Genomic DNA, 21,121 nt, shown 5'->3' on the forward strand with positions numbered 1-21,121 from the left:
ACGCTATTGGTCGCATCGTCGACACCTACACGCCCGCAGAATCCACAAACTACTTCGTGGCCGCAGGGTACTTGCAACCTGATCGGCTAACGCTCTAGGGCTTCATGCACCGTTGAGGAATTGCAACGGGTCAACCGGGCTCGATCCCTTACGGATCTCGAAGTGGAGCTGCGGCGACGCCACCTCCCCGGATTGACCCGACTTGGCAATGACCTGACCGCGCTTGATGGGATCGCCGCGCTTCACCAACAGCTCACTCGCATGGGCATATGCGGTGACGTAGCCGTTGGAGTGCCGAACCAGGACCAGATTGCCGTAACCTTTCAGCTCGTTGCCGGAATAGGCCACGACGCCGTCTTCAGCCGCCTTGACCGGCGTACCCTCGGGCACCGCGACATTGATGCCGTCATTCGACTTGCCGTTGGTCTTGGCGCCGTAGCTCGTGATCACCTTTCCGCGCACCGGCCAGCGGAAGGTCGGCAGCGAGCTGGTGGTCTCTGCGGCTTTCGCCGGCGTCTCGGCGGCCTTCTCTTCGATATTCGTGTTGGCCTGAGCCAGGCGCGCACTCTGCGCCGGTTGGGCAACAGCGGCCATCCTGGTGGTCGGTGCGGGAGCGGCCGCAACCGGCTGCAGCGCAGCCGCCACGGGGGCCGCGGCGACAGGCGCCGGGGCAAGCGGAGCGGCAACCGCTGCGGTTTTGGCGCCCGGCACGGTCAGCTTGGTGCCGAGCTTCAGCTTGGTCGACGGCTCGAGACCATTGGCGCGAGCGAGCTCGGCCGCGGAGATATGGTTCTTGCGCGCGATGCTGGCGAGCGTGTCACCGTGATTGACGAAGTGGTAGCTCGATGGCGCAGCGACGGCGGCAACCGGTTTCGCCATTGCGGGAGCCGCCGCAACCGGAGCCGTGACCGGCGCCGGTGCAGCAGCCGTTGCACCCGGATGCGGGATGACCAGCTGCTGGCCAGGCGAGAGCGCGCGCGGCCCCTTGTAGCCGTTGGCGGCCATGATCGCCTGCGGGCTCACATGGTAGCGCTTGGCGAGCACGTCGAGCGTGTCGCTGGTGCCGACGATGATCTTGGTTCCGCCGACGGGCTGGGCAGCTGCAACTGAGCGCGGCGGCACGGTGCCGGTGGCTTCAAGACGCGGCTGAGCCGGCGGCGTGTAGGAGCCGAGGCCGCGACCGCCTCCGGAGACGCCCCCACCCGATGCAACCGGATAGGATTGCGGCGCAGCGACAGCCGGCGGCGGCAAGGCCTGAGACTGATAGTAGCCGGGCTGGGTCTGCGGCCGTGCATATTGCGGCAGCTCACGCTGCGGCGGCGGGGCCTGCTGGACCGAACCGGTCGATTCAGAGAAGGGATTGGAGAAGTTCGACTGGGACAGCCTCGACTGCATGTCGGCACTGCACCCTGCGAAGCTGAAGGAAATCAGCGCCAGCACCGCGACCTGCGGTACGCGGCGCGAGTAAAGCAACTCGGCGACAACAGACATGGTTACTCACTCGTACGCAACAGAACTGGTCTTTTAAGTAAACACGTCGCGAGTAAATAACGGCTTAACCCTCCCAATAAGATGTTGGCAGCACAGCCGATCCGGAATTCTACAGCTCCCGCGCCACGCCGGGCAGCGCCGGCACGAAACGGACCTCCACGAGTTCCCTGCGTTCGATCCCGGCTTCGGTACGGCTGAGACGGGTCAGCGTCTGCACGCCCTGATGCGGCCCGACCGGCGCAATCAGGATGCCGCCGACCTCGAGCCGTTCGACGAGGTTCTCCGGAATCTGCTCCACCGCGGCGGTAACGATGATGCGGTCGAACGGGCCGATGTTGGGTGGCAGATTGAGGCCATCGCCCAGCATCACCTCGACATTGTGACACCCGAGCTTTTCAAGCCTGGCGCGCGCGGCGTCCGCAAGCTTGCGGTAGCGCTCGACCGTCAGCACCTCGCGCGAAAGCCGCGACAGCACGGCGGCCTGATAACCGGAGCCGGCGCCGATCTCGAGCACGCGATGCTGCTTCTGGAGCTGAAGCTGCTCGGTCATGTAGGCGACGACAAATGGCTGGCTGATGGTCTGCCCGCAGGCGATCGGCAACGCGCTGTCACGATAGGCGGCGTCGCGATCGGACGCTTCGACGAACAGATCGCGCGGCACCTCTTCCATGGCCCGCAGCACGGTCTGATTGCTGATGCCGCGACGCCTCAGCGTGAGCTGAAACATCATCTTTTCCGGCGGGGGCTGGTTGGAGGTCATCGCTGCTTATATCGTCTCGTCAGAGGGCCGGATCGTCGCACGCGTCGCTCAGGCCCGGGCAAGAATCCTGTTCCTGCTCAGGAACCTATGATAGCCTTTCGCTGCGGTATTTGACCACAAATCGGCTTGCAGCGGGCCAGCCGCAAACGCATTTCCGCGCGTCCGCCGGCCGAAACGCGCATTGCGTCGATTCATGTTATCTGCGAACGTTTTCCGGAGATGGGCAAGGACTCAACGACAATGACCGCGACCGGGCTTTCGGGCCGCTCTGTATTCCTCGTCGAGGACGAGGTCATGATCAGAATGATGGTCGCGGATATGCTGGAGGAGCTCGGCTACAAGGTCGCGGCGGAAGCGGGCGATATCAACGAGGCCCTGCGGCTGGTCCAAGCCACCGAGTTCGACATCGCCATCCTCGACGTCAACGTCAACGGCAAGGTCATTTCGCCGGTTGCCGATCTCATCAGGGAAAAGGGCTGCCCGTTCATCTTTGCCACCGGCTACGGCTCGTCGGGCCTGCCGGAGCAATATCGCGACCGGCCAGCGCTGCAGAAGCCGTTTCAGCTCGACGCGCTCGGCAAGACCATCGAAGCCGCGCTTCGCACCGGCTAGCTAGCTTCTACTTCCAAATCATCTTCACTTTAGCGTCGCGCTCAGCTCTTCGGAAAACGCTTCATTGGTACGATCGAGCCGCAGTGGCGTGACCGAGACATAGCGCTCGCGCAGCGCCGCGAGATCGGTGCCTGCGGCCGGCATGTCCATCATCGCGGCACGTTCGAAGCCAATCCAGAAATAAGGATTGTTGCGGCCGTCCCTGCGCTCGTCGATCCTGAGGAAGCCGAGATTGCGCTTGCCCTGCCGCGTGACGCGAATGCCGAGCACATCCTCGGGCGCGCAGGACGGGAAGTTGACGTTGATGACGGTGTCCTTCGGGATGCCGGCCTTGATCACCTTGCGCAGGATGTCGGGACCGAATTTGCGCGCGGTGTCCCACGGCGGCCGCTCGCGCGTCTCGACGCTGAACTCCTGCGACAGCGCGAATGACGGGATCCCTAGGATGGTGCCTTCGAGCGCACCGGCGATGGTGCCGGAATAGACCACGTCCTCGGCAACGTTGCGGCCCTTGTTGACGCCGGAGAGCACGACATCGGGCAGCTTGGCGCCGAGGATGTGGCGCGCGCCCATGATGACGCAGTCGGTCGGTGTACCGCGCACCGCGAAGTGCCGCGGCCCGACGTCGCGCAGGCGGAGCGGATCGTTCAACGACAGCGAATGCGACACGCCGGACTGGTCGAGCTCGGGCGCGACCACCCAGACGTCGTCGGACAGCGCGCGCGCGATCTCCTCCACGACCTTGAGGCCGGGAGCGTGGATGCCGTCGTCATTGGTGCAGAGAATGCGCATGCCGGTGGTCGATTCCTGAGCTGGGTCAGGCCGTCTTATCCCGCTATGGCGCATCAGGCAAACCGGTATCCAGGCCCGACGCATTATTAACGCCGGACGCAATTAACGCCGGACGCGCCATTGCGGCAGGAAGCGCGCAAGCTTGCCCTCCGCGCGCAGCTGCATCGCCGGCACGACAGGGCTGACGACGGGTGTCTCGATCACACCGAGCGCCTTCAGCTGCGCAACGAATGGAGCCGACACGGGCGCCTCTGGAAAGCGCTCACGCGCTACCGTTACCGCCGTGTCAAAATCCTCGACATTGACGCCCGGCTTGGCGCGCCGGCTTTGCACATGCGTGTCGTCCCAGAGCCGCGCGATGTCGATGTCCAGCACGCCACGCAAGCGCTGGTCGACGGCCTGGATACCGGAACCGGTCACCGCCCATTGTCGGCCGACCCAGAAGATGTCGCGGTGCAAGGCCATGGACGGTCGGTTCGCGTTGACGGATGGCCGGCAGGATAACCGGCCGCCCGATCTTCGCAACCAAACGTTTCTGCGTTTCAGGCGGGCAACGAGAATTATTCGCGCGCGACCACTTTCAGCCCGCCCATATAGGGCTGAAGCACGCTGGGAACGGCGATCGAGCCGTCCTCCTGCTGATAAGTCTCCATGACGGCGATCAGCGCGCGGCCGACCGCCGTACCGGAGCCGTTCAGCGTGTGCACGAAGCGCGGCTTGCCGTCCGGGCCGCGCGAACGCGCATCCATGCGCCGCGCCTGGAAATCGCCGCAGACCGAGCAGCTCGAGATCTCACGGAACATGCCGCCGTCGCCCTGCCCGGGCATCCAGACTTCGATGTCATAGGTTTTTTGCGACGAGAAACCCATATCCCCTGCGCAGAGCGTCATGACGCGATAGTGCAGGTCGAGCTTCTGCAACACCTGCTCGGCGCAGGACAGCATCCGCTCCAACTCGTCCTTGCTGGTTTCAGGCGTCGTGATCGAGACCAGCTCGACCTTGGTGAACTGGTGCTGGCGGATCATGCCGCGGGTATCACGCCCTGCGGCACCCGCCTCCGCGCGAAAACACGGCGTCAGCGCAGTCAGCCGCATTGGTAGTTGCTTCTCGTCGAGGATGGATTCGCGGACAAGGTTGGTGAGCGAGACTTCCGCCGTCGGGATCAGGCCGAGACGCTCGGTCTTCAGCCGCTCATGATCGGGCGAAGCGAGCAGCTCGCCCTTGATCGCCCAAAACTGGTCATCCTCGAATTTCGGCAATTGCCCGGTGCCGAACATCACCTCGTTGCGCACCAAGAGCGGCGGGTTGATCTCGGTGTAGCCGTGCTCATTCGTGTGCAGGTCGAGCATGAACTGCCCGATCGCGCGTTCAAGGCGCGCGAGGCCCTTCTTCAGCACGACGAAGCGCGCGCCGGAGAGTTTTGCCGCCGCCTCGAAATCCATGTAGCCGAGCGCGGTGCCGAGATCGTCGTGCAGCTTCGGCGCAAAACCATAGTTGCGCCTGGCACCGAACACGTGGTGCTGGACGTTGCCGTGCTCGTCGACCCCATCGGGCACTTCATCGAACGGAATGTTCGGGATCGCGGACAGCTCTTTGGTCAGCTCATCGTCGGCCGTTTTCGCGGCAGCCTCGAGCTGCGGCATCGTGGTCTTGAGCTCGGCGACCTCAGCCATCAGCTTGGCCGCACGCGCATCGTCCTTCGCCTTCTTGGCGTCGCCGATCTCCTTCGAGGCCGCATTGCGCCGCGCCTGTGCCTGCTCGGAAGCCAGGATCGACGCCCGCCGCCGCTCGTCGATCGCGAGCAGCGACGCCGATAGCGGCTTCAGGCCCCGCCGGGCGAGACCGGCGTCGAAGGCTTGCGGATTGTCGCGGATCGATTTGATGTCGTGCATGGCGGTGGTCCTGAATCAGCGTGCAATGGCCGAAGCGCGTGTTGGCGGGGTGCACAGCGCTTCCCACTACCACAGGCGTCATCGCCGGCGAAAGCGGGCGATCCAGTATTCCAGAGACAGGGGTGATTCTCCGAGAGGCCGCGGCGTACTGGATTCCCCGCTTTCGCGGGGAATGACACAGAGGCGCCCTACTCGGCCGGATTCGGCGGCGTCGACACGTCGGTGCCGGTCGTGGCCTGCGAGGCGGCCGCCTTCTTCTCCACCATCGAGACCGCAATGATCGAGCCCTCGTAGAGCGCCAGTAGCGGAATCGCCAGCGAGCACTGGCTAAGCACATCAGGCGGCGTCAGCACGGCCGCGATGATGAAGGCGACGACGATGAAATAGCGGCGCTTCTCGCGCAGCATCTTTGACGTGATGATGCCGATCCGCCCGAGCAGCGTCAGGATCACCGGAAGCTGGAAGGCGATACCGAAGGCGAAGATCAGCGACATCATCAGCGAGAGATATTCGCCGACCTTGGGCAGAAGCTGGATCTGCGCGGTCTCGTCGCTGCCGGCCTGCTGCATGCCGAGCGAGAAGCGCACCAGCATCGGCAGCACGACGAAATAGACCAGCGCCGCGCCGAGCACGAAAAAGAACGGCGTCGCGACCAGATACGGCAGGAACGCCTGCTTCTCGTGCTTGTAGAGGCCGGGCGCGACGAATTTGTAGATCTGCGTCGCGACGATCGGGAAGGAAATAAAGCCGGCACCGAACAGCGCGAGCTTGAGCTGGGTGATGAAATATTCCAGCAGCGCCGTGTAGATGAATTTCGAGTTCTCGGCGCCTGCGATCCACACGAACGGCCAGACCAGCACGTTGTAGATCTGCTTGGCGAAGAAGAAGCAGAAGATGAAGGCCACGCCGAATCCGAGCAGCGCCTTGATCAGCCGCGAGCGCAGCTCGATCAAATGGTCCATCAAGGGGGCCTTGCTGGCCTCGATCTCGGCGTCGCTCATGACGCTTTGGCGTCCTTGATCGCTTCGGGCGCGGTGTCTTGCTCTACCGTCGCCTGCGGCTCGACCTCGCGCGTGATCGCGAGCGGCTCGTTGATCGCCGCGTGCGCCTCGGCCTCCACGAAGGTTTCAGGCGTCGGGGCTTCGGGTGTCGTTGGTGTCGTCGGCGTTTCACTTGAAATCGCCGGCGGTTCGACAGCGGTGGTCGTGGCGGTCTCGGCCGGCTTGTCGAGCGCATCGACGCGCAGCGCGTCGCTGACGTCCTTCTGCAGCGAGGTCATCAGACCGCCGCCGGTGAAGCCGGAAGCGGCTTCCTTGACCTCGTCAAAGCTCTTCTTGAGGTCGGCCATCTCGGCCTCGCGCATGGCTTCCTGAAACTGGCCCTGGAATTCGGCGGCCATCTTGCGGGCCTTGCCCATCCACTGACCGACCATGCGCAGCACGCCCGGCAGCTCTTTCGGGCCGATGGCGACCAGGGCCACGACCCCGATCAGAACCAGTTCACTCCACCCGATGTCGAACATGACGTCTTCCGTTCACGCGAAATCACGATCGGCCTGATCCCTCACGCGCAGGATCGGGCCGCTACCCGTGTCTCGCGTGCTCCTGGCTCAGACGGCCTTGCTGCCGACGTCGGATCGCGCCGCGGTCGGCGCCGCATTGTGCTCGATGGACTTGGACGGCTCGGCGGGCTTGTCAGCGACCTTGTCGTCGTCCTGCATGCCCTTCTTGAAGGCCTTGATGCCCTGCGCCACGTCACCCATCAGATCCGAAATCTTGCCACGGCCGAACAGCAGCAGGACCACTGCGATCACCAAGATCCAGTGCCAAATGCTAAGTGAACCCATCCTGCAACCCTCCAAACGCGCATCGCCGGGACCCCCGGCCGATCTTCACCGAAACCTAGGCTTCGCAGGCCTCAAAAACAAGGACCAAGGCAGCGCCAATTCGCTGTTGGCGCTACGTAATCTTGCCTAGTGTTAACTGGTCGCAGGCGGCCCGCAGAGCGACCGGAGGATCACTCCTCGTTCCCGCCTTCGCCGCCCTCATTGCCGCCTTCCGGCGGCGTCTCGGGCTCGACCGCAGGCGCCAGCGCCAGATCGAGGTCCTCGCCCGGTTCCAGGGGGTCCTCGTCCTCGCGCAGCTGAGGATCATCCGATGGCGTCGGCACGCTGAAGCCGGTCGGCAGCCGCGAATCCAGCAGTCCCGTACCCTTCAGCTCCTCCAGACCCGGCAGGTCGCCGAGCTGTTCCAGAGTGAACTGCGAGAGGAAGTCCTCGGTGGTTCCGAAGGTCAGAGGACGGCCAGGCGTCTTGCGACGACCGCGCGGCTTGATCCAGCCGGTCTCCAGCAGCACGTCGAGCGTGCCCTTTGAGGTGACGACGCCGCGGATCTCCTCGATCTCGGCACGCGTCACCGGCTGGTGATAGGCGATGATCGCCAGAACCTCGATGGCCGCACGCGACAGGCGGCGGGTCTCGGTGCTCTCGCGGGTCATCAGCCAGGCGAGATCGCCGGCAGTGCGGAACGTCCATTTGTTGGCGACCCGCACGAGGTTCACGCCGCGCAAGGCGTAGTCGGCCTGGAGCTGCTCGAGCGCGGCCTTGATGTCGACGCCCTCGGGCATGCGCTTGGCCAGCGTCGCCGTATCCAGTGGTTCATTCGAAGCAAACAGCAGCGCTTCCAGCAGCCGCAATTCTTCGGGACGCGCCTGGGATTCGTTCTCCATCGGCTCGGCCTCATCTACCCGCACTTCAGCCAGGCTTGCCATGGCAGATTCTCCTTCTTGCACTTAAGCGACCGGCGCATCGGGCGCAGGAGCTGCGTCCGGAACCGGTTTAGGACGCCCCTTCCGGAAATAGATGGGCGCAAACGCCTCTTTCTGATTCAGCTCGAGCTGACCTTCGCGCACCAGCTCGAGCGCAGCGGCGAAGCTCGAGGCGAACACCGTCGCGCGCTGCGTCGGATCAGCGACGTGACGGACCAGGAAATCGTCGAGCACGCCCCAGTCATCCTGGTCGGTGATGCTGCCGACCAGCCGCTCCAGCGTGGCGCGCGCCTCGGCGAGCGACCACACCGTGCGCTTGGCCAGATGCACGCTCGCCAGCACGCGCGACTGGCGCTGTGAAGCATAGGCCGTGAGCAGGTCATACAGCGTCGCCGTGTATTTCGGATGCCGGATCTCGGCGATCTGCTCGGGCTCGCCGCGCGGAAAAATGTCGCGCAGCAATTGCTGCCGGTTCATCAGCCGGTTGGCGGCTTCGCGAATGGCTTCCAGGCGGCGCAGACGGTTGGCGAGCGCGGTCGCCATTTCCTCGGCGCTCGGACCTTCCGCACTCGGCGGCTCCGGCAGCAGCAGGCGCGACTTCAGGAAGGCAAGCCAGGCGGCCATCACGAGATAGTCGGCGGCAAGCTCGAGGCGGATTTTTCGAGCAGCTTCGATGAAGTGAAGGTACTGGTCGGCCAGCGCCAGGATCGAGATCTTGGCGAGATCGACCTTCTGCTGCCGCGCCAGCGCGAGCAGGAGATCGAGCGGGCCTTCATAGCCCTCGACATCGACCACCAACGCCGGCTCGCCCTCGGCCAGCTCTGCGGGCCGCCCGGTTTCAAACGATAGGATTTCTGCGGTCATGCGGATGCCGTGGTTGCGGTCAATGCGTCCAGTTCCGCATTGTCATTGCTGTGAAGCGTCGTGTCGCAGCCGCCCGCGAACATGGCGCGAATTCGCTCGGCGATTCCGCCCGCCGGCGCGTTCATCGGCACGTCATTACTCATTAACAAACCCTGGAACCCAATTGCGCTGCGAATCACTTGAGCAATCATTGTCGCAGAAGTCGTCACCGGATGGGCGGGGGCGGCGGCGCCATCCACGGGAATGCTGAGACTGCCGAGATTGGCCGCGGTTAAGCCCGCAACCACCAATTCCTCAAGCAGTACCGTGACTTGCGTCGAGATTTCGATGCTACGCCTGAAGCGAATGAAATCCCGTGGGCATTCGGCACGGCCAAACGCCAGCTCGGCGGCGGTCAGTTCCATTCCGGATACGCCGGTATTGAAGGCCCGCGTGCTCATGGGGCCGATTAACCCTGCCCCGGCAGGGGGTCAAGGAAACGGCCGCTAATTCCTCTGGACGAAGCAGGACGGCAGGCCAGCCGACTTCAGATTGTTGCAGGCCTGCACCGCCTCGTCGGCCGAGCCATACGGTCCGGCGAAGGCGCGGTAGACGATACCTTTGCCCTTATCGGTCAGATCGACGCGCTTGATGACCGGCGAGCGGCCGCCGAGCACGCTGCCATACTTGCTCTGCAGCACCCTGTAGGACGCGGCGGCGCTATCCTCGCTCTGCTGCGAGGAAACCTGCACGACGAAGCCGCCACCGCCGCTGGGCGTGGGTGCAATTTGGGTCGGATTGGTCGCGGCCATACGCTGCGGCGGTTCGGCCGGCGCAGCCTGCGGCGCCAGCGAGAGTGGCTGGTTGGCACTGGCATTGGCCGAAGTCGGCGGCGTACGCGGCGCGGCTGGTGCAGCGACCGGCTTCGGCGGCGCGGCCGGCTTGGGCGCTGATGACGCGGCGGCCTGCGGCGCGGCGCTGTCGGTCTGGTCACCCTTCACGGCCACGGTCTTGACCGAGCGTGGCGCACTGTTCGGCATCGTCCCGTTGCTCGGGACCGGACCGGCATTCGGTGGCGGAACGTTGGACGGCGACACGCTCGCAACCGGCGGCGGGTTCGCATTCTGGTTCAGCGGCGGAAACACCACGCGCGGACCGGCCGCCTTGGCATTGACGTCGACGGGCGCCTCCTCGCGCGGCACGATCTTCTCGCTGCCGTCGCCGCTCGCCATGCGGTCCGGCACCTTGGCCGAGGAGTCCGACGGCGCGGGCACGATCTTGGTCGGCGTGTTGTCGGCCTTGATGATCGGCGGCTCGCCGCTGCGGGGCGATCCGATATAGGTCTTGTAGGCGAAGGCAGCACCAGTTCCGACCACGGCCAGCGCGAGGATCGCGGCGACCGTCATCATGCCGCCGCGCGATTTCCTGGGCTCGTCGAGATCGGCCTCGGGATAGTCGCTCTGGAACGCGTAAGGGTCGTCCGGATAGGCCGGCTCACGCTGAAAATCCTGCTCACCCGACTCGAGCCGCCCGTAGAGCGCATCATCGTAACGCGCCGAATCGGGCTGCTCGGATGACGCCTCGTGGGCTTGGTCCTGGGCCTGCTCCTGATGATAGGCCTGATGCTGGTAAGCCTGATCCTGATAGGCCTGATCCTGATAGGTCTGGGGCTGATGAAACTCAGGCTCCGGCGCAGCCGGCTGGGCTGAATAGCGATGCAGCGGATGAACGGGATTCACCGCGACGGGATAGTCAGGCTCGGGCGCCGGCTGCGGTTGCACGTTGGCGCGGCGCATCCATGACGGCGGACCCGGCTGAGTCGGGGCAGCCTGCTCGGCATATTCCTGCCGATAGCCGTCCTGCGAATAATCTTCGTCCTGATAAGTCTGTGCTGGCGCTGCGGCCGGCCGCGCGCCCGGGCGGCCCTGTGCTGCGAACGGATCGGTCTGCCCGATCAGGCGGGCGAGCTCAGCCAAGGGATCGTTTTCCGCCTTCCCATGCTGGTCGGCGCCGCGGCCATAGTCGTCGGACGGAAACGGTCTGTCGTGATATCGATCGGCCATCGTGATGATGCGTCCCTTCGGGAAAGCCGCGCGCCCCTCGACCAAGGCGCGGCTTTCGACCCACAAGGCTTTCAACCAAGTCTAAGCGATCCGGCTTCTGCCGGTACCCCCAATATTCCCCTTAAGTAGTTCGCCCCAAACTACCGCATCTCGTCCGGAGCATGGACGCCGAGGATGGCGAGGCCCGATGCCAGGACAGAGACGACGCCCTGGACCATGGCCAGCCGCGCCTTTGTTAGAACTGCATCATTATTGATAATGAAGCGTAAATAGGGCAAATCGCGCCCCTTCGTCCAAAGTGCGTGAAATTCGCTCGCTAAGTCATAGAGATAAAAGGCAATACGGTGCGGCTCGTGAGCCGCCGCGGCGGCTTCCAGCATCCTCGGATAAATTGCAAGGCGCTTGAGAAGGTCGAGTTCAACGGGGTCCGACAGCCGTTCCACGTCCGACTCGCTGAGCCATGCGATCCGCTTGCGGGCGTCCTCGGGGAGTTCCGGAAACACCTCCGCCCGCGCGTTGCGGAAGATCGAGTGGCCGCGGGCGTGGCCGTACTGGACGTAGAACACCGGGTTGTCGCGCGACTGCTCCATGACCTTGGCGAGGTCGAAGTCGAGCACGGCGTCGTTCTTGCGGTAGAGCATCATGAAGCGGACGGCGTCCTGGCCGACTTCATCCACCACCTCACGCAAAGTGACGAAGTCCCCGCTCCGCTTGGACATTTTCACCGGCTCGCCGTTGCGCAGCAACTTCACGAGCTGGACGATCTTGACGTCGAGCGCGCCCTTGCCAGAGGTCGTCGCCTTCACCGCCGCCTGCATGCGCTTGATGTAGCCGCCATGATCGGCGCCCCAGACGTCGATCATCTCCGCAAAACCGCGGTCGAACTTGTTCTTGTGGTAGGCGATGTCGGAGGCGAAGTAGGTGTAGGAATTGTCCGACTTGATCAACGGACGATCGACGTCGTCGCCGTAGGCGGTTGCCTTGAACAGCAGTTGCTCACGGTCTTCCCAGTCCTCGACCGGTGCGCCCTTCGGCGGCGGCAGGCGGCCTTCATAGATGTCACCCTTGGCCTTCAGGAAATCGATGGTCTCGGCAACCTTGTTGTTGCCGCTCTCGATCAGCGAGCGCTCCGAGAAAAACACGTCGTGGCGGATATTGAGCGCGGCGAGATCGTCCTTGATCTCGTCCATCATCATCCCGATCGCCTTGGACCGTACCGTCGGCAGCCATTGCGCCTCGCTCATCGCGAGGAGCTTGTCGCCATGCTCCTCGGCCAGCACCACACCGACCGGCTTCAGATAGTCGCCCGGATAGAGGCCTTCCGGAATGGCGCCGATGTTCTCGCCGAGCGCCTCGCGATACCGCAAGAAGGCGGAGCGCGCGAGCACGTCGACCTGCGCGCCGGCATCGTTAATGTAATATTCACGCGTGACGTCGTGGCCACCGAATTGGAGCAGGCTCGCCAGCGCGTCGCCGAACACGGCGCCGCGGCAATGGCCGACATGCATCGGCCCAGTCGGATTGGCCGAGACGTATTCGACGTTGACCTTGGAGCCGCCGCGGACGCGGCCGTAATCGGCGCCCTCGCGCAGCACCGTCCGCAGCGCCTCGGCCCAGGCGGCGGGCTTCAGCGTCAGATTGATGAAGCCGGGACCGGCGACGTCGACCTTGGCGATCAGCGCGTCGGCGCGCAGCCGCTCGGCGATCTGCTCAGCGAGATCACGCGGTTTTGCCTTTGCCTCTTTCGCAAGCACCATGGCGGCGTTGGTCGCCATGTCGCCGTGGGAGGCATCGCGCGGCGGCTCGACCACCACGCGCGAGAAATCGATGCCCTCGGGCCAGTTGGCTTCGGCCGCGAGCGCGCGGCAGGCGGCGTGCACGCGCGCGAGCACGTCGGCGAACAAATGCGGTGCTGAGGATGTGTCGGGCATGGTCGCCGCCTAACGCAAATCCGGGGTCGAGTCAAAGAGCCGCTGGTGCTCGGTCAGGGCGAAACGGTCGGTCATTCCGGCAATGAAATTGCCGATCCGGCGGGCCCGGTCGCCCTCGTCGTCCGCCTCCGCCCCGGCCAGCCATTCCGGCGGGAGGTCGGCCGGCGATATCAGGTATTTTGCGAACAGGTCGAACAGGATCTGTTCCGCCTCCGCCATCACCCGCACCACCCGCTTGTGGCGGTACATGTGTCCATAGAGAAATCGCTTGATGGCGGCCTCCTCCTCGGCGACCTCGGCAGGGAACGCGATCAGCGCCCGGCTCTGCTGGCGCACGTCCTGGGCCGATTGCGGGCTGACCGCGGCGATGTTCTTTTTCGCCTCCGCGAACACCGCGCCGATCAGATGCGAGATCAGCTCGCGCACCAGCTCAGCCCCGCGCCTGACGTCTTCGAGATCGGGGTAATGCGCCGAGGTCTCGGCGATGATCTCCGCCGTGAGCGGCATCACCTTGAGATCATCGAGGTGGAACAGGCCGGCGCGCAGGCCGTCGTCGATATCGTGGGCGTCATAGGCAATGTCGTCGGCAATCGCCGCGACCTGCGCCTCCAGCGAGGCGAAGCTCCAGAGCTCGAGATCGTAGGACTTGATATAGTCGGCGATGCCGACGGGAATGCCGTGCTCGCGGTAGCGCCCGACCGGCGCGCCGCTGCGATCGGTCAGCGGGCCGTTGTGCTTGACGATGCCCTCGAGCGACTCCCAGGTCAGGTTGAGCCCGTCGAACTCGGGATAGCGGTGCTCCAGCGAGCCGACGACGCGGAGCGCTTGGGCGTTGTGGTCGAAGCCGCCGAAATCCTTCAGGCAGGCATCCAGCGCCCGCTCGCCGGCATGGCCGAATGGCGGATGGCCGAGGTCGTGGGCGAGCGCCAGGGTTTCCGTGAGATCCTCGTCCAGCCCAAGCTGGCGCGCCAGCGCGCGGGCGATCTGCGCCACCTCCAGCGAATGGGTCAGCCGGGTACGGTAATGGTCCCCCTCATGGAACACGAACACCTGGGTCTTGTACTTGAGGCGGCGGAACGCGGTGGAATGGATCACCCGGTCGCAATCGCGCCGGAACGGGCTCCTGGTCCGGCTCGGGGGCTCGGCGACCAGCCGGCCTCGGCTGCGATCGGGGTCGCAGGCATAGGGCGCATGGGGGGCTGCCATTCCGACGGACACGACGAATTTAGTCCCTATCCATTTGATTCTGCGTATCCTTGCACTTAACTATGCCGGACGCGGGATACCAAATGAATTGGCCAAATGAATTTGGTACGACTGCGGGCCTATCGGAGAGACGAGCCATGACGACTGACGTGACCATCAGTGACCGCGCCGCGCGCCGGATTGGAGAAATCCTCAAGGGCGAAGGCACAGGCGCGATGCTGCGCATCTCCGTCGAGGGCGGTGGCTGCTCCGGGTTCCAGTACAAGTTCGACATCGATCGCGACCGCACCGATGACGATCTCGTCATCAAGCAGGAGAACGCGGTGGTGCTGGTCGATTCCGCCTCGCAGCCGTTCCTGGCGGGCTCGCAGGTGGATTTCGTCGACGATCTGATCGGCGCCTCGTTCCGCGTCAACAATCCCAACGCGACGGCGTCCTGCGGCTGCGGTACCAGCTTCTCGATCTGATCCGGCTCAAAATCTGAAAAACAACCCCATGCACAGTAGCCGGGACGCCGGCACGGTGTATTTCGGCTTTTGCGAAGATCGGTTGACCCGTCGGGCAAAACAGGGGTAATGTATCATCATCGCGAGATCCCCCAAGGTCGGGGAGCTCGACCGGGCGCACACGGGGCGGGTCGATACAGCCCAACGCCGAAGCGTCCCTTGCCGCAGTCCAATCCTTCGAGAAGGTTTGAATCTCGTCAGTGGCGTCAGGTGTGAGTGGTGACATGATCCCACGTTTGTTGGCCGTATCCGATAAGCCAATTCAAAGCGTGGTGTCTTTCTGCCGTCACGCCAGGATCTAGAGCTGCGGGTACCTGCTGTCCTTTAGTACGCGCGTTTCTGACAGCCCAGTGGTACCTGTAGATCAGATCGGCCTGATCAAGAATGTCGGCGATCGGACGAAGTTCGGAGTCGTCGATAAACTCAGATGTCGTCCTTTCGGCCATGGTCTTCGCGGCGAATTCCACGTCGCAAATCTGATCTGGCTTGCCTAGCTGGGCCACGAAGCCCAATGCCCAAAGCAGAGTCCAGGCGGCTTCGTGCCTCCAAGTGAATTGAATCCGGTCGTGCTGCGAAGGGGAATTGTCGAGCACGAACGCGAGTTCCTTGGGAGTCAGATGCGGCCGGAGTTCGTATGTTTCTAGAAGTCGTTCGACTAATTCTTCCTCAAGTCCCTCGCCTTTTGCAGCAACAAAAAGGAGACAAAGAGTGCGTAGCGCGACTTCTTCTTTAGATCGTTTCAGCGCCTCAGCCTTGGTCTCAATAACGGGTAATGCGGCAAAGAAAGGTACGCCCTCGGCTTGAAGGATCCTCTCTGATCTGAGCTTTCTATCAATAGCTTCCGCTGAGATCCCTCCATTATCCGTTGACATCCTTCCATTCATCGCGCCAATCCCCCCAACGGTTGCCGGACGTACAATATCACGAGGCATCCTCGGCCGCGACAGGATCGAGCATGCCGCCGCTTGGAGCGCATGCCAGACGGCGAAGCACCCATCTTCGTCTGCCGTGGCGCGCCGTTCTACGCTAGGGCACGCCACGGCCCGCGTAGCGGCCGTTCCTGCGCTGCCGCTCCTACGATCAGCTACCGCGCCGAGGCTGTGGCTAGGCCGCGTATCATTGATTGATACGTTGATATTGACAGGCGTATCATCCAATGATACACCTTGTGAGTGATCAGAAGCTTCCGGGACAAAACCACCGAGGCCGTCTTCAATGGCGAAAGTCCCAAGGGCTTTCCGGCCGACCTGGTCAAGGTAGCGCGCCGGAAACTGCGCTACCTGAACGCCGCGGGCGATTTGGGCGACTTGAAATCGCCTCCTGGCAACCGCCTTGAGGCATTGGCGGGCGATCGCAAGGGGCAACACTCAATCAGAATCAACGACCAATTCCGCGCGTGCTTTGTTTGGACAGCGCAAGGCCCGGCGGACGTCGAAATTGTAGATTACCATTAGAAGAAGAGGACGCGACAATGGCCAAGAAGCTCAAGCCCATGCATCCAGGTGAGGTTCTGCGGGAGGAGTTCCTGGTTCCGCTGAAAATGTCGGCGGGCGCTCTTGCCAAGGCCTGCGGCTTGCCTCGCACCCGGATCGAGCGGATCGCCAGCGAACAGACCGGCATTACTGCCGACACTGCGCTCCGGCTCGCTAAGGCGCTCGGGACAACCGCCCAGCTTTGGCTCAACCTGCAGAACGACTATGATATGCAGCTCGCAAAGCGCGAACTCGGTAAGACTCTTGACCGCATCGAGACCGTAAACAAGCCGGAAGCAGCCTGAGCGGCGGAGCGCAATATCGCAAGGCGTCGAAAATTTGCGGATCGGCGCGGGCGGCCGGCCGCTCCATCATAGCGCCCCGGCGAAAGCAATTGTGCCCATCTTCATCGGCCGTGGCGCGCCAATAGTGGAAGTCAATTATCAAATGCGCATTATCGATCGGCTGCTCTGTTGCTTCGTTCTATTCCTTGCAATCGCAGCCGTCCCGGTGCTGCCCGTGCACGCTGCCGAAACCTGCCCGTTCATCAGCGCCAAGGATCTCGCCGACGCGATGCCGGCGCTCAAATGGTCGCTGATTTCAAATCAGGACGGCCGTGGTTGCATCTATCAGGGCGGGCGCGGCGACACGATGATGCTGACCGTGTTTCGCAATCCCGACAAGGACCGCGCCAAGGAGTTGTACGCGACCTTCGTCAAGACGCTTGGCGAGCGCATGCCGCTTAACGCAGTCGCTGACATCGGCGACGAAGGCCAGGGCGGAACAAGCGCCGCCGGCGCGGAGCGCCAGGAGGCATCGGTCGTCGCCTTGTCCGGCGATTACATCCTGCAGATCAGCGTCTATCCGACCGGCCGGCGTGCCGACGAGGCCTTGCTCGGGCCGCTCACCGAAGGCGCCCGCGTTGCCATCGCCAACGTGAGCAAGAGCAGCGAGCGGTTCGGCAATTGCGAGTGGCTCACTGCCGCGGATGCCGACGGTTTTCTCGACAAAGGCACGCTGACGGTGCAGCGGACCGGCGCCGGCAGCTGCATGATGTTCGATCGCGCGGCCAACACCATGACAGTTGCGGTGATCGCGAGCTCGCGCGACACGGTCATCAGCATGATGAAACGCACGGACCCGTGCCAGCACGTGGCGATCCCCGAGCTCGGTAATGAAGCGTTTGGCGAGCATTCCTGCACCAAGGGCAACGGCAACGCCGTCAACATCTATGTCTGGAAGAACGGCAGGCAGGCTTCGATCCTGTTCGCACCGGTCAAGCCGCATCCGGAGTCCGGTTCGGTCGAGCGCCTGAAGGCAGTCGCCGGGCGAGTTTATGGAAAACTGTAACGGCGCCGCGTTGCATTGTCGGCCGTAGCAGAGCACCAAATCGATTTCGCCGGCGATTTGATCGGCGATTCTCTTTTTGACGCGTTTGCTTTGCGCCAACCGGCATTCACTTCGCTTGAAAGTGCTTTAAGCCCCGGTCATCTGCCTTTCCTCGTCCGTCCACTCCGCCTCGACCGGCATCAACTCCGGCTGGAGCGGCGCGTCCTCTGCCATCACGTGACCGTCCAGCCCGCGCAGCAGGGCCGCGGCCAGCGCGGGCTTCCGTAGCGGCTTGGCCAGGAAGTCCGACATGCCGGCCTCGCGGCAGATCTTGACGTCTTCGGGGAAGGCGTTGGCTGTCAGTGCGATGATCGGCAGGGCCTCGAAGCGCCCGCCTTCCGCGCGGATCGCCCGGGTCGCGGCAAGGCCATCCATCTCTGGCATGCGCACGTCCATCAGCACGATGTCGTAATCGCCTTCGGAGACGGCCGCGACGGCGTCCACGCCATCGGCGACGACCCGCAGCTCGACCTCGAAGGCACCGAGCATCTTGCTCACGACCATGCGGTTGACGGCGTCATCCTCGGCGACCAGCACCTTCAGCGGCCGGTCGAGGCTCGCGATGCGGGCCTTGAGGTCGTCCGCTTCATCGCGGCCCGCGTCCTGACTTGACGTCTGCGCCTGACTCCACGGCAGCACCAGCGTGAAGCGGAAGGTCGAGCCCTCGCCCGGCGTCGAGATGACGCCGATGGTGCCGCCCATCTGCTCGATGATACGCCGGGAGATCGCGAGACCGAGGCCAGTGCCGCCGAAGCGGCGGCTGATCGAGGCATCGGCCTGCGCGAAATCCGAGAACAGCTGCCCGAGCTTCTCGGGCGCAATGCCGATGCCGGTGTCCGACACGGTCCATTCGACGGTCGCGAGCAGATCGCGGCGCGCCTGGCAAATGGCCTTGATCGTCACCTCGCCCTGATCGGTAAACTTCACGGCGTTGGAGGCGAGATTGAGCAACACCTGCCGGATACGCGCGACGTCGCCACGCAGCGTCGGCGGCAGGTCCGGATCGAGCTCGACCTTGACTGCGAGCCCCTTGCTCTTGGCGCTTGCGCGCACCACGGTCGCGACCGTCTCGACCAGCGTCTGCGGCGCAAAGTCGATCGCCTCGAACGCGAAGCGTCCGGCCTCGAGCTTGGACAGGTCGAGGATGTCGTTGAGGATGCGCTGGAGGTTGTCACCGGATTCGCGGATCGTGGTGACGGCCTCGCGCTGCTCCGGATCGAGATTTGTTTCGAGCAGCATGCTCGCAAGTCCGAGCACGCCGTTCATGGGCGTGCGGATCTCGTGGCTCATCACGGCGAGAAAATCCGACTTCGCGCGGCTCTCGGCCTCGGCCTTTTCCGCGCGCCAGCGCTCGGTGACATCTCGGCCAAAGCCGCGATAGCCCAAAAATTGCCCGTCGCGGTCATAGGCCGGCTTCGCCGTCAGCGACCACAGCCGCGCCTCGCCGCCCGCAACGACCTTGAGGTTCATCTCGTGCAGCGGCTCGGCGTGCTCCATCAGGCCGACGACGTTGTAGGCCGCCGCCTGATCTTCGGGGCACAGCATGTCGAGCACGTCGGCGAAGAGCGACCCCTTCAGCAGTGGAAGCGGCAGCTGCGCGACGTCGGCGAAGCGCTCGGGCACATCCGTGAGATGCCCTTCGGCGTCGGTCTGCCACAGCCAGTCGCTGGCGTTCTCCTGAAAATCCTTCAGCAGCAGCGAGATGATCTCGGTCTGGCGTTCGAGCTCGAGCCGGGCCTTGAGATTGCCGAGGAACAGATTGCCCTGCGAGACGATGTTGCGCGCCATGAAGAACGCGAACAGCAGCAGGAACACCGCGGTCAGGGCATACGGACCAGCACCGCACAACAGCATCGCGCCGGCGCAGGCGACCGTCATGGTCGCGAGATAGACGAGGCCCGCACGCGGAAAGGTCGACAACGTGAAGGCGCCGCCCGACATCATGCCAACCATCAGGCAGGCCAGGATCAGCTGGCTGGTCGGGCCGACGCGGCTGAACAATGCGAGCGGCAGCATGCCCCAGATCGCGGCCAGGAAGAATGCCTGCCGCATCATTTGCCGCGTCGCGCGGCGTGACGCTTCCTGCGGCGGATTCTGCTGCGCGCGCCGCCACGCCCTCACCGCGAGCGAGGCGGCGGCGGCAAGCGTCATGCCCCATATCGCGAGGAAATCGTTCCAGCCCCGGCCCCAGAACAGGATCAGCACGATGGCGACATTGAGCATGGTTACGGCCATCGTCACCGGGATGGCCCGCGTCACGGCGTCGATCTGCTTGGCGCGGATGCGGCGCAGCTCGCGCTCGCTGAGACCGGCGGTCAGGCCGTCCTCGATCTCGAAGCCGCCGAGCCAGTACAGGAACGCGCCGATCAGGCCGTCTTTCAGGCCATCCTGCGGCTCAGTCTCTGTAGCGGATTTGTCCGGCCATCCCATCCGAGGAACCTTTTCCGCATCAATGGCCTGCCGCCTGCTTAAGCCGGGTTAATTTTGTGGGAGATTTTGCGGCGTCCTTGACGGGCACGTTTGCATTTTGTTCTAACCATGGCCCCTGCCCGGAGCCCGTCGACATGCCCATCAGAGTAGCCACCTGGAACGTGAATTCAGTCCGGCAGCGGATCGACCTGCTGCTGACCTGGCTCAGGGAGTGCCAACCGGACATCGTCTGCCTGCAGGAGATCAAATGCGTCGACGAGGCGTTCCCGCGGCTGGAGATCGAGGCGCTGGGCTACAACGTGGTCACCCACGGGCAGAAGACCTTCAACGGCGTCGCTTTGCTCTCCAAGCTCAAGTTCGACGAGACCAAGTCGGGGCTCGCCGGCGACGACGAGGACGCACACGCCCGCTTCCTTGAGGGCGTGGTGACGCTCAGGCGCGGCGTGATGCGCATCGCCTGCCTCTATCTGCCCAATGGCAATCCGGTCGGGACCGAGAAATATCCCTACAAGCTCAAATGGATGTCCCGGCTTCTTGAGTATTCGAAGGAGCGCCTTAAGACGGAGGAGCCGCTGATCCTCGCAGGCGACTTCAACGTCATTCCGCACGCCCGCGACGTCCACAATCCCGCCGCCTGGACCGAGGACGCCCTGTTCAAGGCCGAGACGCGGGAGAGCTTCCAGTCCCTGCTCGGCCTCGGCCTTACCGATGCCTTGCGCGCGGTCACCGACGAGCCCGGGCTCTATACTTTTTGGGACTACCAGGCGGGGGCCTGGCAGAAGAACCAGGGCTTGCGCATCGACCATCTGCTTCTATCGCCGCAGGCCAGCGACCGGCTCGCCAATGTCGGCATCGATAGCTATGTGCGAGCCTGGGAGAAGCCATCGGACCACGTGCCGGTGTGGGCGGATCTGGATCTGGAGGCGGCGTAAGCGCCACTCAGGTGGTGGGCGCGCTCCGCTTTTGCC

21 protein-coding genes and 1 pseudogene are annotated in these 21,121 nt (G+C 64.0%); 6 read left to right on the plus strand and 16 right to left on the minus strand.

The window, feature by feature from the left end; translation table 11 throughout:
* Positions 1-102: 102 nt before the first annotated feature.
* Both ABIC09_RS15875 and ABIC09_RS15880 read right to left on the minus strand, forming a co-directional pair.
* Positions 103-1,491, minus strand: a complete 1,389-nt coding sequence (locus tag ABIC09_RS15875) for a peptidoglycan DD-metalloendopeptidase family protein (protein WP_354109852.1) — start codon at positions 1,489-1,491, stop codon at positions 103-105.
* A 109-nt stretch (positions 1,492-1,600) separates the two neighbouring features.
* A complete protein-coding gene (locus ABIC09_RS15880; protein ID WP_148753776.1) occupies positions 1,601-2,251 on the minus strand; it encodes a protein-L-isoaspartate(D-aspartate) O-methyltransferase in 651 nt (216 codons plus the stop codon).
* 240 nt (positions 2,252-2,491) lie between these two features.
* Here ABIC09_RS15880 and ABIC09_RS15885 point away from each other — a divergent pair, with 240 nt between their 5' ends.
* Positions 2,492-2,863: a response regulator gene (locus tag ABIC09_RS15885; protein WP_148753775.1), complete on the plus strand. Its 372-nt coding sequence runs from the start codon at positions 2,492-2,494 to the stop codon at positions 2,861-2,863.
* 24 nt (positions 2,864-2,887) lie between these two features.
* On the opposite strand, the gene surE is transcribed toward ABIC09_RS15885, so the two are convergent.
* The 12 genes and pseudogenes from surE to ABIC09_RS15945 form a co-directional block, all read right to left on the minus strand.
* Positions 2,888-3,655 carry a 5'/3'-nucleotidase SurE gene (gene surE, locus ABIC09_RS15890; RefSeq protein WP_187435147.1) on the minus strand — a complete coding sequence of 256 codons (768 nt, stop codon included), beginning with the start codon at positions 3,653-3,655 and terminating at the stop codon, positions 2,888-2,890.
* A 102-nt stretch (positions 3,656-3,757) separates the two neighbouring features.
* Positions 3,758-4,120 (minus strand): hypothetical protein, encoded by a 363-nt coding sequence (locus ABIC09_RS15895; RefSeq protein WP_354109853.1) that lies wholly within the window; start codon positions 4,118-4,120, stop codon positions 3,758-3,760.
* A 95-nt stretch (positions 4,121-4,215) separates the two neighbouring features.
* On the minus strand, positions 4,216-5,547 hold the full coding sequence (gene serS, locus ABIC09_RS15900) for a serine--tRNA ligase (RefSeq protein ID WP_354036969.1): 1,332 nt from the start codon (positions 5,545-5,547) through the stop codon (positions 4,216-4,218).
* Positions 5,548-5,735: 188 nt separating this feature from the next.
* A complete protein-coding gene (gene tatC, locus ABIC09_RS15905) occupies positions 5,736-6,548 on the minus strand; it encodes a twin-arginine translocase subunit TatC (protein WP_148753771.1) in 813 nt (270 codons plus the stop codon).
* Positions 6,545-7,069 (minus strand): Sec-independent protein translocase protein TatB, encoded by a 525-nt coding sequence (tatB, locus tag ABIC09_RS15910; RefSeq protein WP_354109854.1) that lies wholly within the window; start codon positions 7,067-7,069, stop codon positions 6,545-6,547. The genes tatC and tatB overlap by 4 nt, the downstream gene beginning before the upstream one ends.
* 87 nt (positions 7,070-7,156) lie before the next feature.
* Entirely contained in the window at positions 7,157-7,393 is a 237-nt protein-coding gene (locus ABIC09_RS15915; protein ID WP_092028685.1) for a twin-arginine translocase TatA/TatE family subunit, read from the minus strand.
* A 170-nt stretch (positions 7,394-7,563) separates the two neighbouring features.
* On the minus strand, positions 7,564-8,316 hold the full coding sequence (scpB, locus tag ABIC09_RS15920; RefSeq protein WP_187435146.1) for an SMC-Scp complex subunit ScpB: 753 nt from the start codon (positions 8,314-8,316) through the stop codon (positions 7,564-7,566).
* A gap of 21 nt (positions 8,317-8,337) precedes the next feature.
* Positions 8,338-9,177, minus strand: a complete 840-nt coding sequence (locus ABIC09_RS15925; RefSeq protein WP_148753768.1) for a segregation and condensation protein A — start codon at positions 9,175-9,177, stop codon at positions 8,338-8,340.
* 8 nt (positions 9,178-9,185) lie between these two features.
* Positions 9,186-9,416: pseudogene (locus ABIC09_RS37445) on the minus strand (beta-hexosaminidase); the annotation flags it as partial.
* 246 nt (positions 9,417-9,662) lie between these two features.
* Positions 9,663-11,219 carry an SPOR domain-containing protein gene (locus tag ABIC09_RS15935; RefSeq protein ID WP_354110004.1) on the minus strand — a complete coding sequence of 519 codons (1,557 nt, stop codon included), beginning with the start codon at positions 11,217-11,219 and terminating at the stop codon, positions 9,663-9,665.
* Positions 11,220-11,359: 140 nt separating this feature from the next.
* Positions 11,360-13,150 (minus strand): arginine--tRNA ligase, encoded by a 1,791-nt coding sequence (argS, locus tag ABIC09_RS15940; RefSeq protein WP_354109855.1) that lies wholly within the window; start codon positions 13,148-13,150, stop codon positions 11,360-11,362.
* Positions 13,151-13,159: 9 nt separating this feature from the next.
* Positions 13,160-14,368, minus strand: coding sequence for a deoxyguanosinetriphosphate triphosphohydrolase (locus ABIC09_RS15945; RefSeq protein WP_354109856.1), 1,209 nt, complete (start codon positions 14,366-14,368; stop codon positions 13,160-13,162).
* Positions 14,369-14,493: 125 nt separating this feature from the next.
* On the opposite strand from ABIC09_RS15945, the gene erpA reads away from it, so the two are divergent.
* A complete protein-coding gene (gene erpA, locus ABIC09_RS15950) occupies positions 14,494-14,823 on the plus strand; it encodes an iron-sulfur cluster insertion protein ErpA (protein ID WP_354036976.1) in 330 nt (109 codons plus the stop codon).
* A 245-nt stretch (positions 14,824-15,068) separates the two neighbouring features.
* Here the strand turns inward: erpA and ABIC09_RS15955 are convergent, their stop codons facing one another.
* A complete protein-coding gene (locus ABIC09_RS15955; RefSeq protein ID WP_354083006.1) occupies positions 15,069-15,734 on the minus strand; it encodes a DUF4272 domain-containing protein in 666 nt (221 codons plus the stop codon).
* 300 nt (positions 15,735-16,034) lie between these two features.
* Between ABIC09_RS15955 and ABIC09_RS15960 the strand changes: the two genes are divergently transcribed.
* From ABIC09_RS15960 to ABIC09_RS15970, 3 genes are all read left to right on the plus strand, one after another.
* A complete protein-coding gene (locus tag ABIC09_RS15960; protein WP_354036978.1) occupies positions 16,035-16,316 on the plus strand; it encodes a type II toxin-antitoxin system RelE/ParE family toxin in 282 nt (93 codons plus the stop codon).
* 17 nt (positions 16,317-16,333) lie between these two features.
* Positions 16,334-16,639 (plus strand): HigA family addiction module antitoxin, encoded by a 306-nt coding sequence (locus ABIC09_RS15965; RefSeq protein WP_148753762.1) that lies wholly within the window; start codon positions 16,334-16,336, stop codon positions 16,637-16,639.
* A 142-nt stretch (positions 16,640-16,781) separates the two neighbouring features.
* Positions 16,782-17,684, plus strand: a complete 903-nt coding sequence (locus ABIC09_RS15970) for a hypothetical protein (RefSeq protein ID WP_354109857.1) — start codon at positions 16,782-16,784, stop codon at positions 17,682-17,684.
* Positions 17,685-17,810: 126 nt separating this feature from the next.
* Here ABIC09_RS15970 and ABIC09_RS15975 read toward each other — a convergent pair whose 3' ends face one another.
* The gene (locus ABIC09_RS15975) at positions 17,811-20,153 is read right to left on the minus strand and encodes an ATP-binding protein (protein WP_354109858.1); all 2,343 of its coding nucleotides are present in this window, start codon (positions 20,151-20,153) and stop codon (positions 17,811-17,813) included.
* 134 nt (positions 20,154-20,287) lie between these two features.
* Between ABIC09_RS15975 and xth the strand changes: the two genes are divergently transcribed.
* Positions 20,288-21,085: an exodeoxyribonuclease III gene (xth, locus tag ABIC09_RS15980; protein WP_354109859.1), complete on the plus strand. Its 798-nt coding sequence runs from the start codon at positions 20,288-20,290 to the stop codon at positions 21,083-21,085.
* Positions 21,086-21,121 lie beyond the last annotated feature (36 nt).

This window comes from Bradyrhizobium sp. S3.12.5 (genome assembly GCF_040548225.1).
Classification (GTDB): Bacteria; Pseudomonadota; Alphaproteobacteria; order Rhizobiales; family Xanthobacteraceae; genus Bradyrhizobium; species Bradyrhizobium cytisi.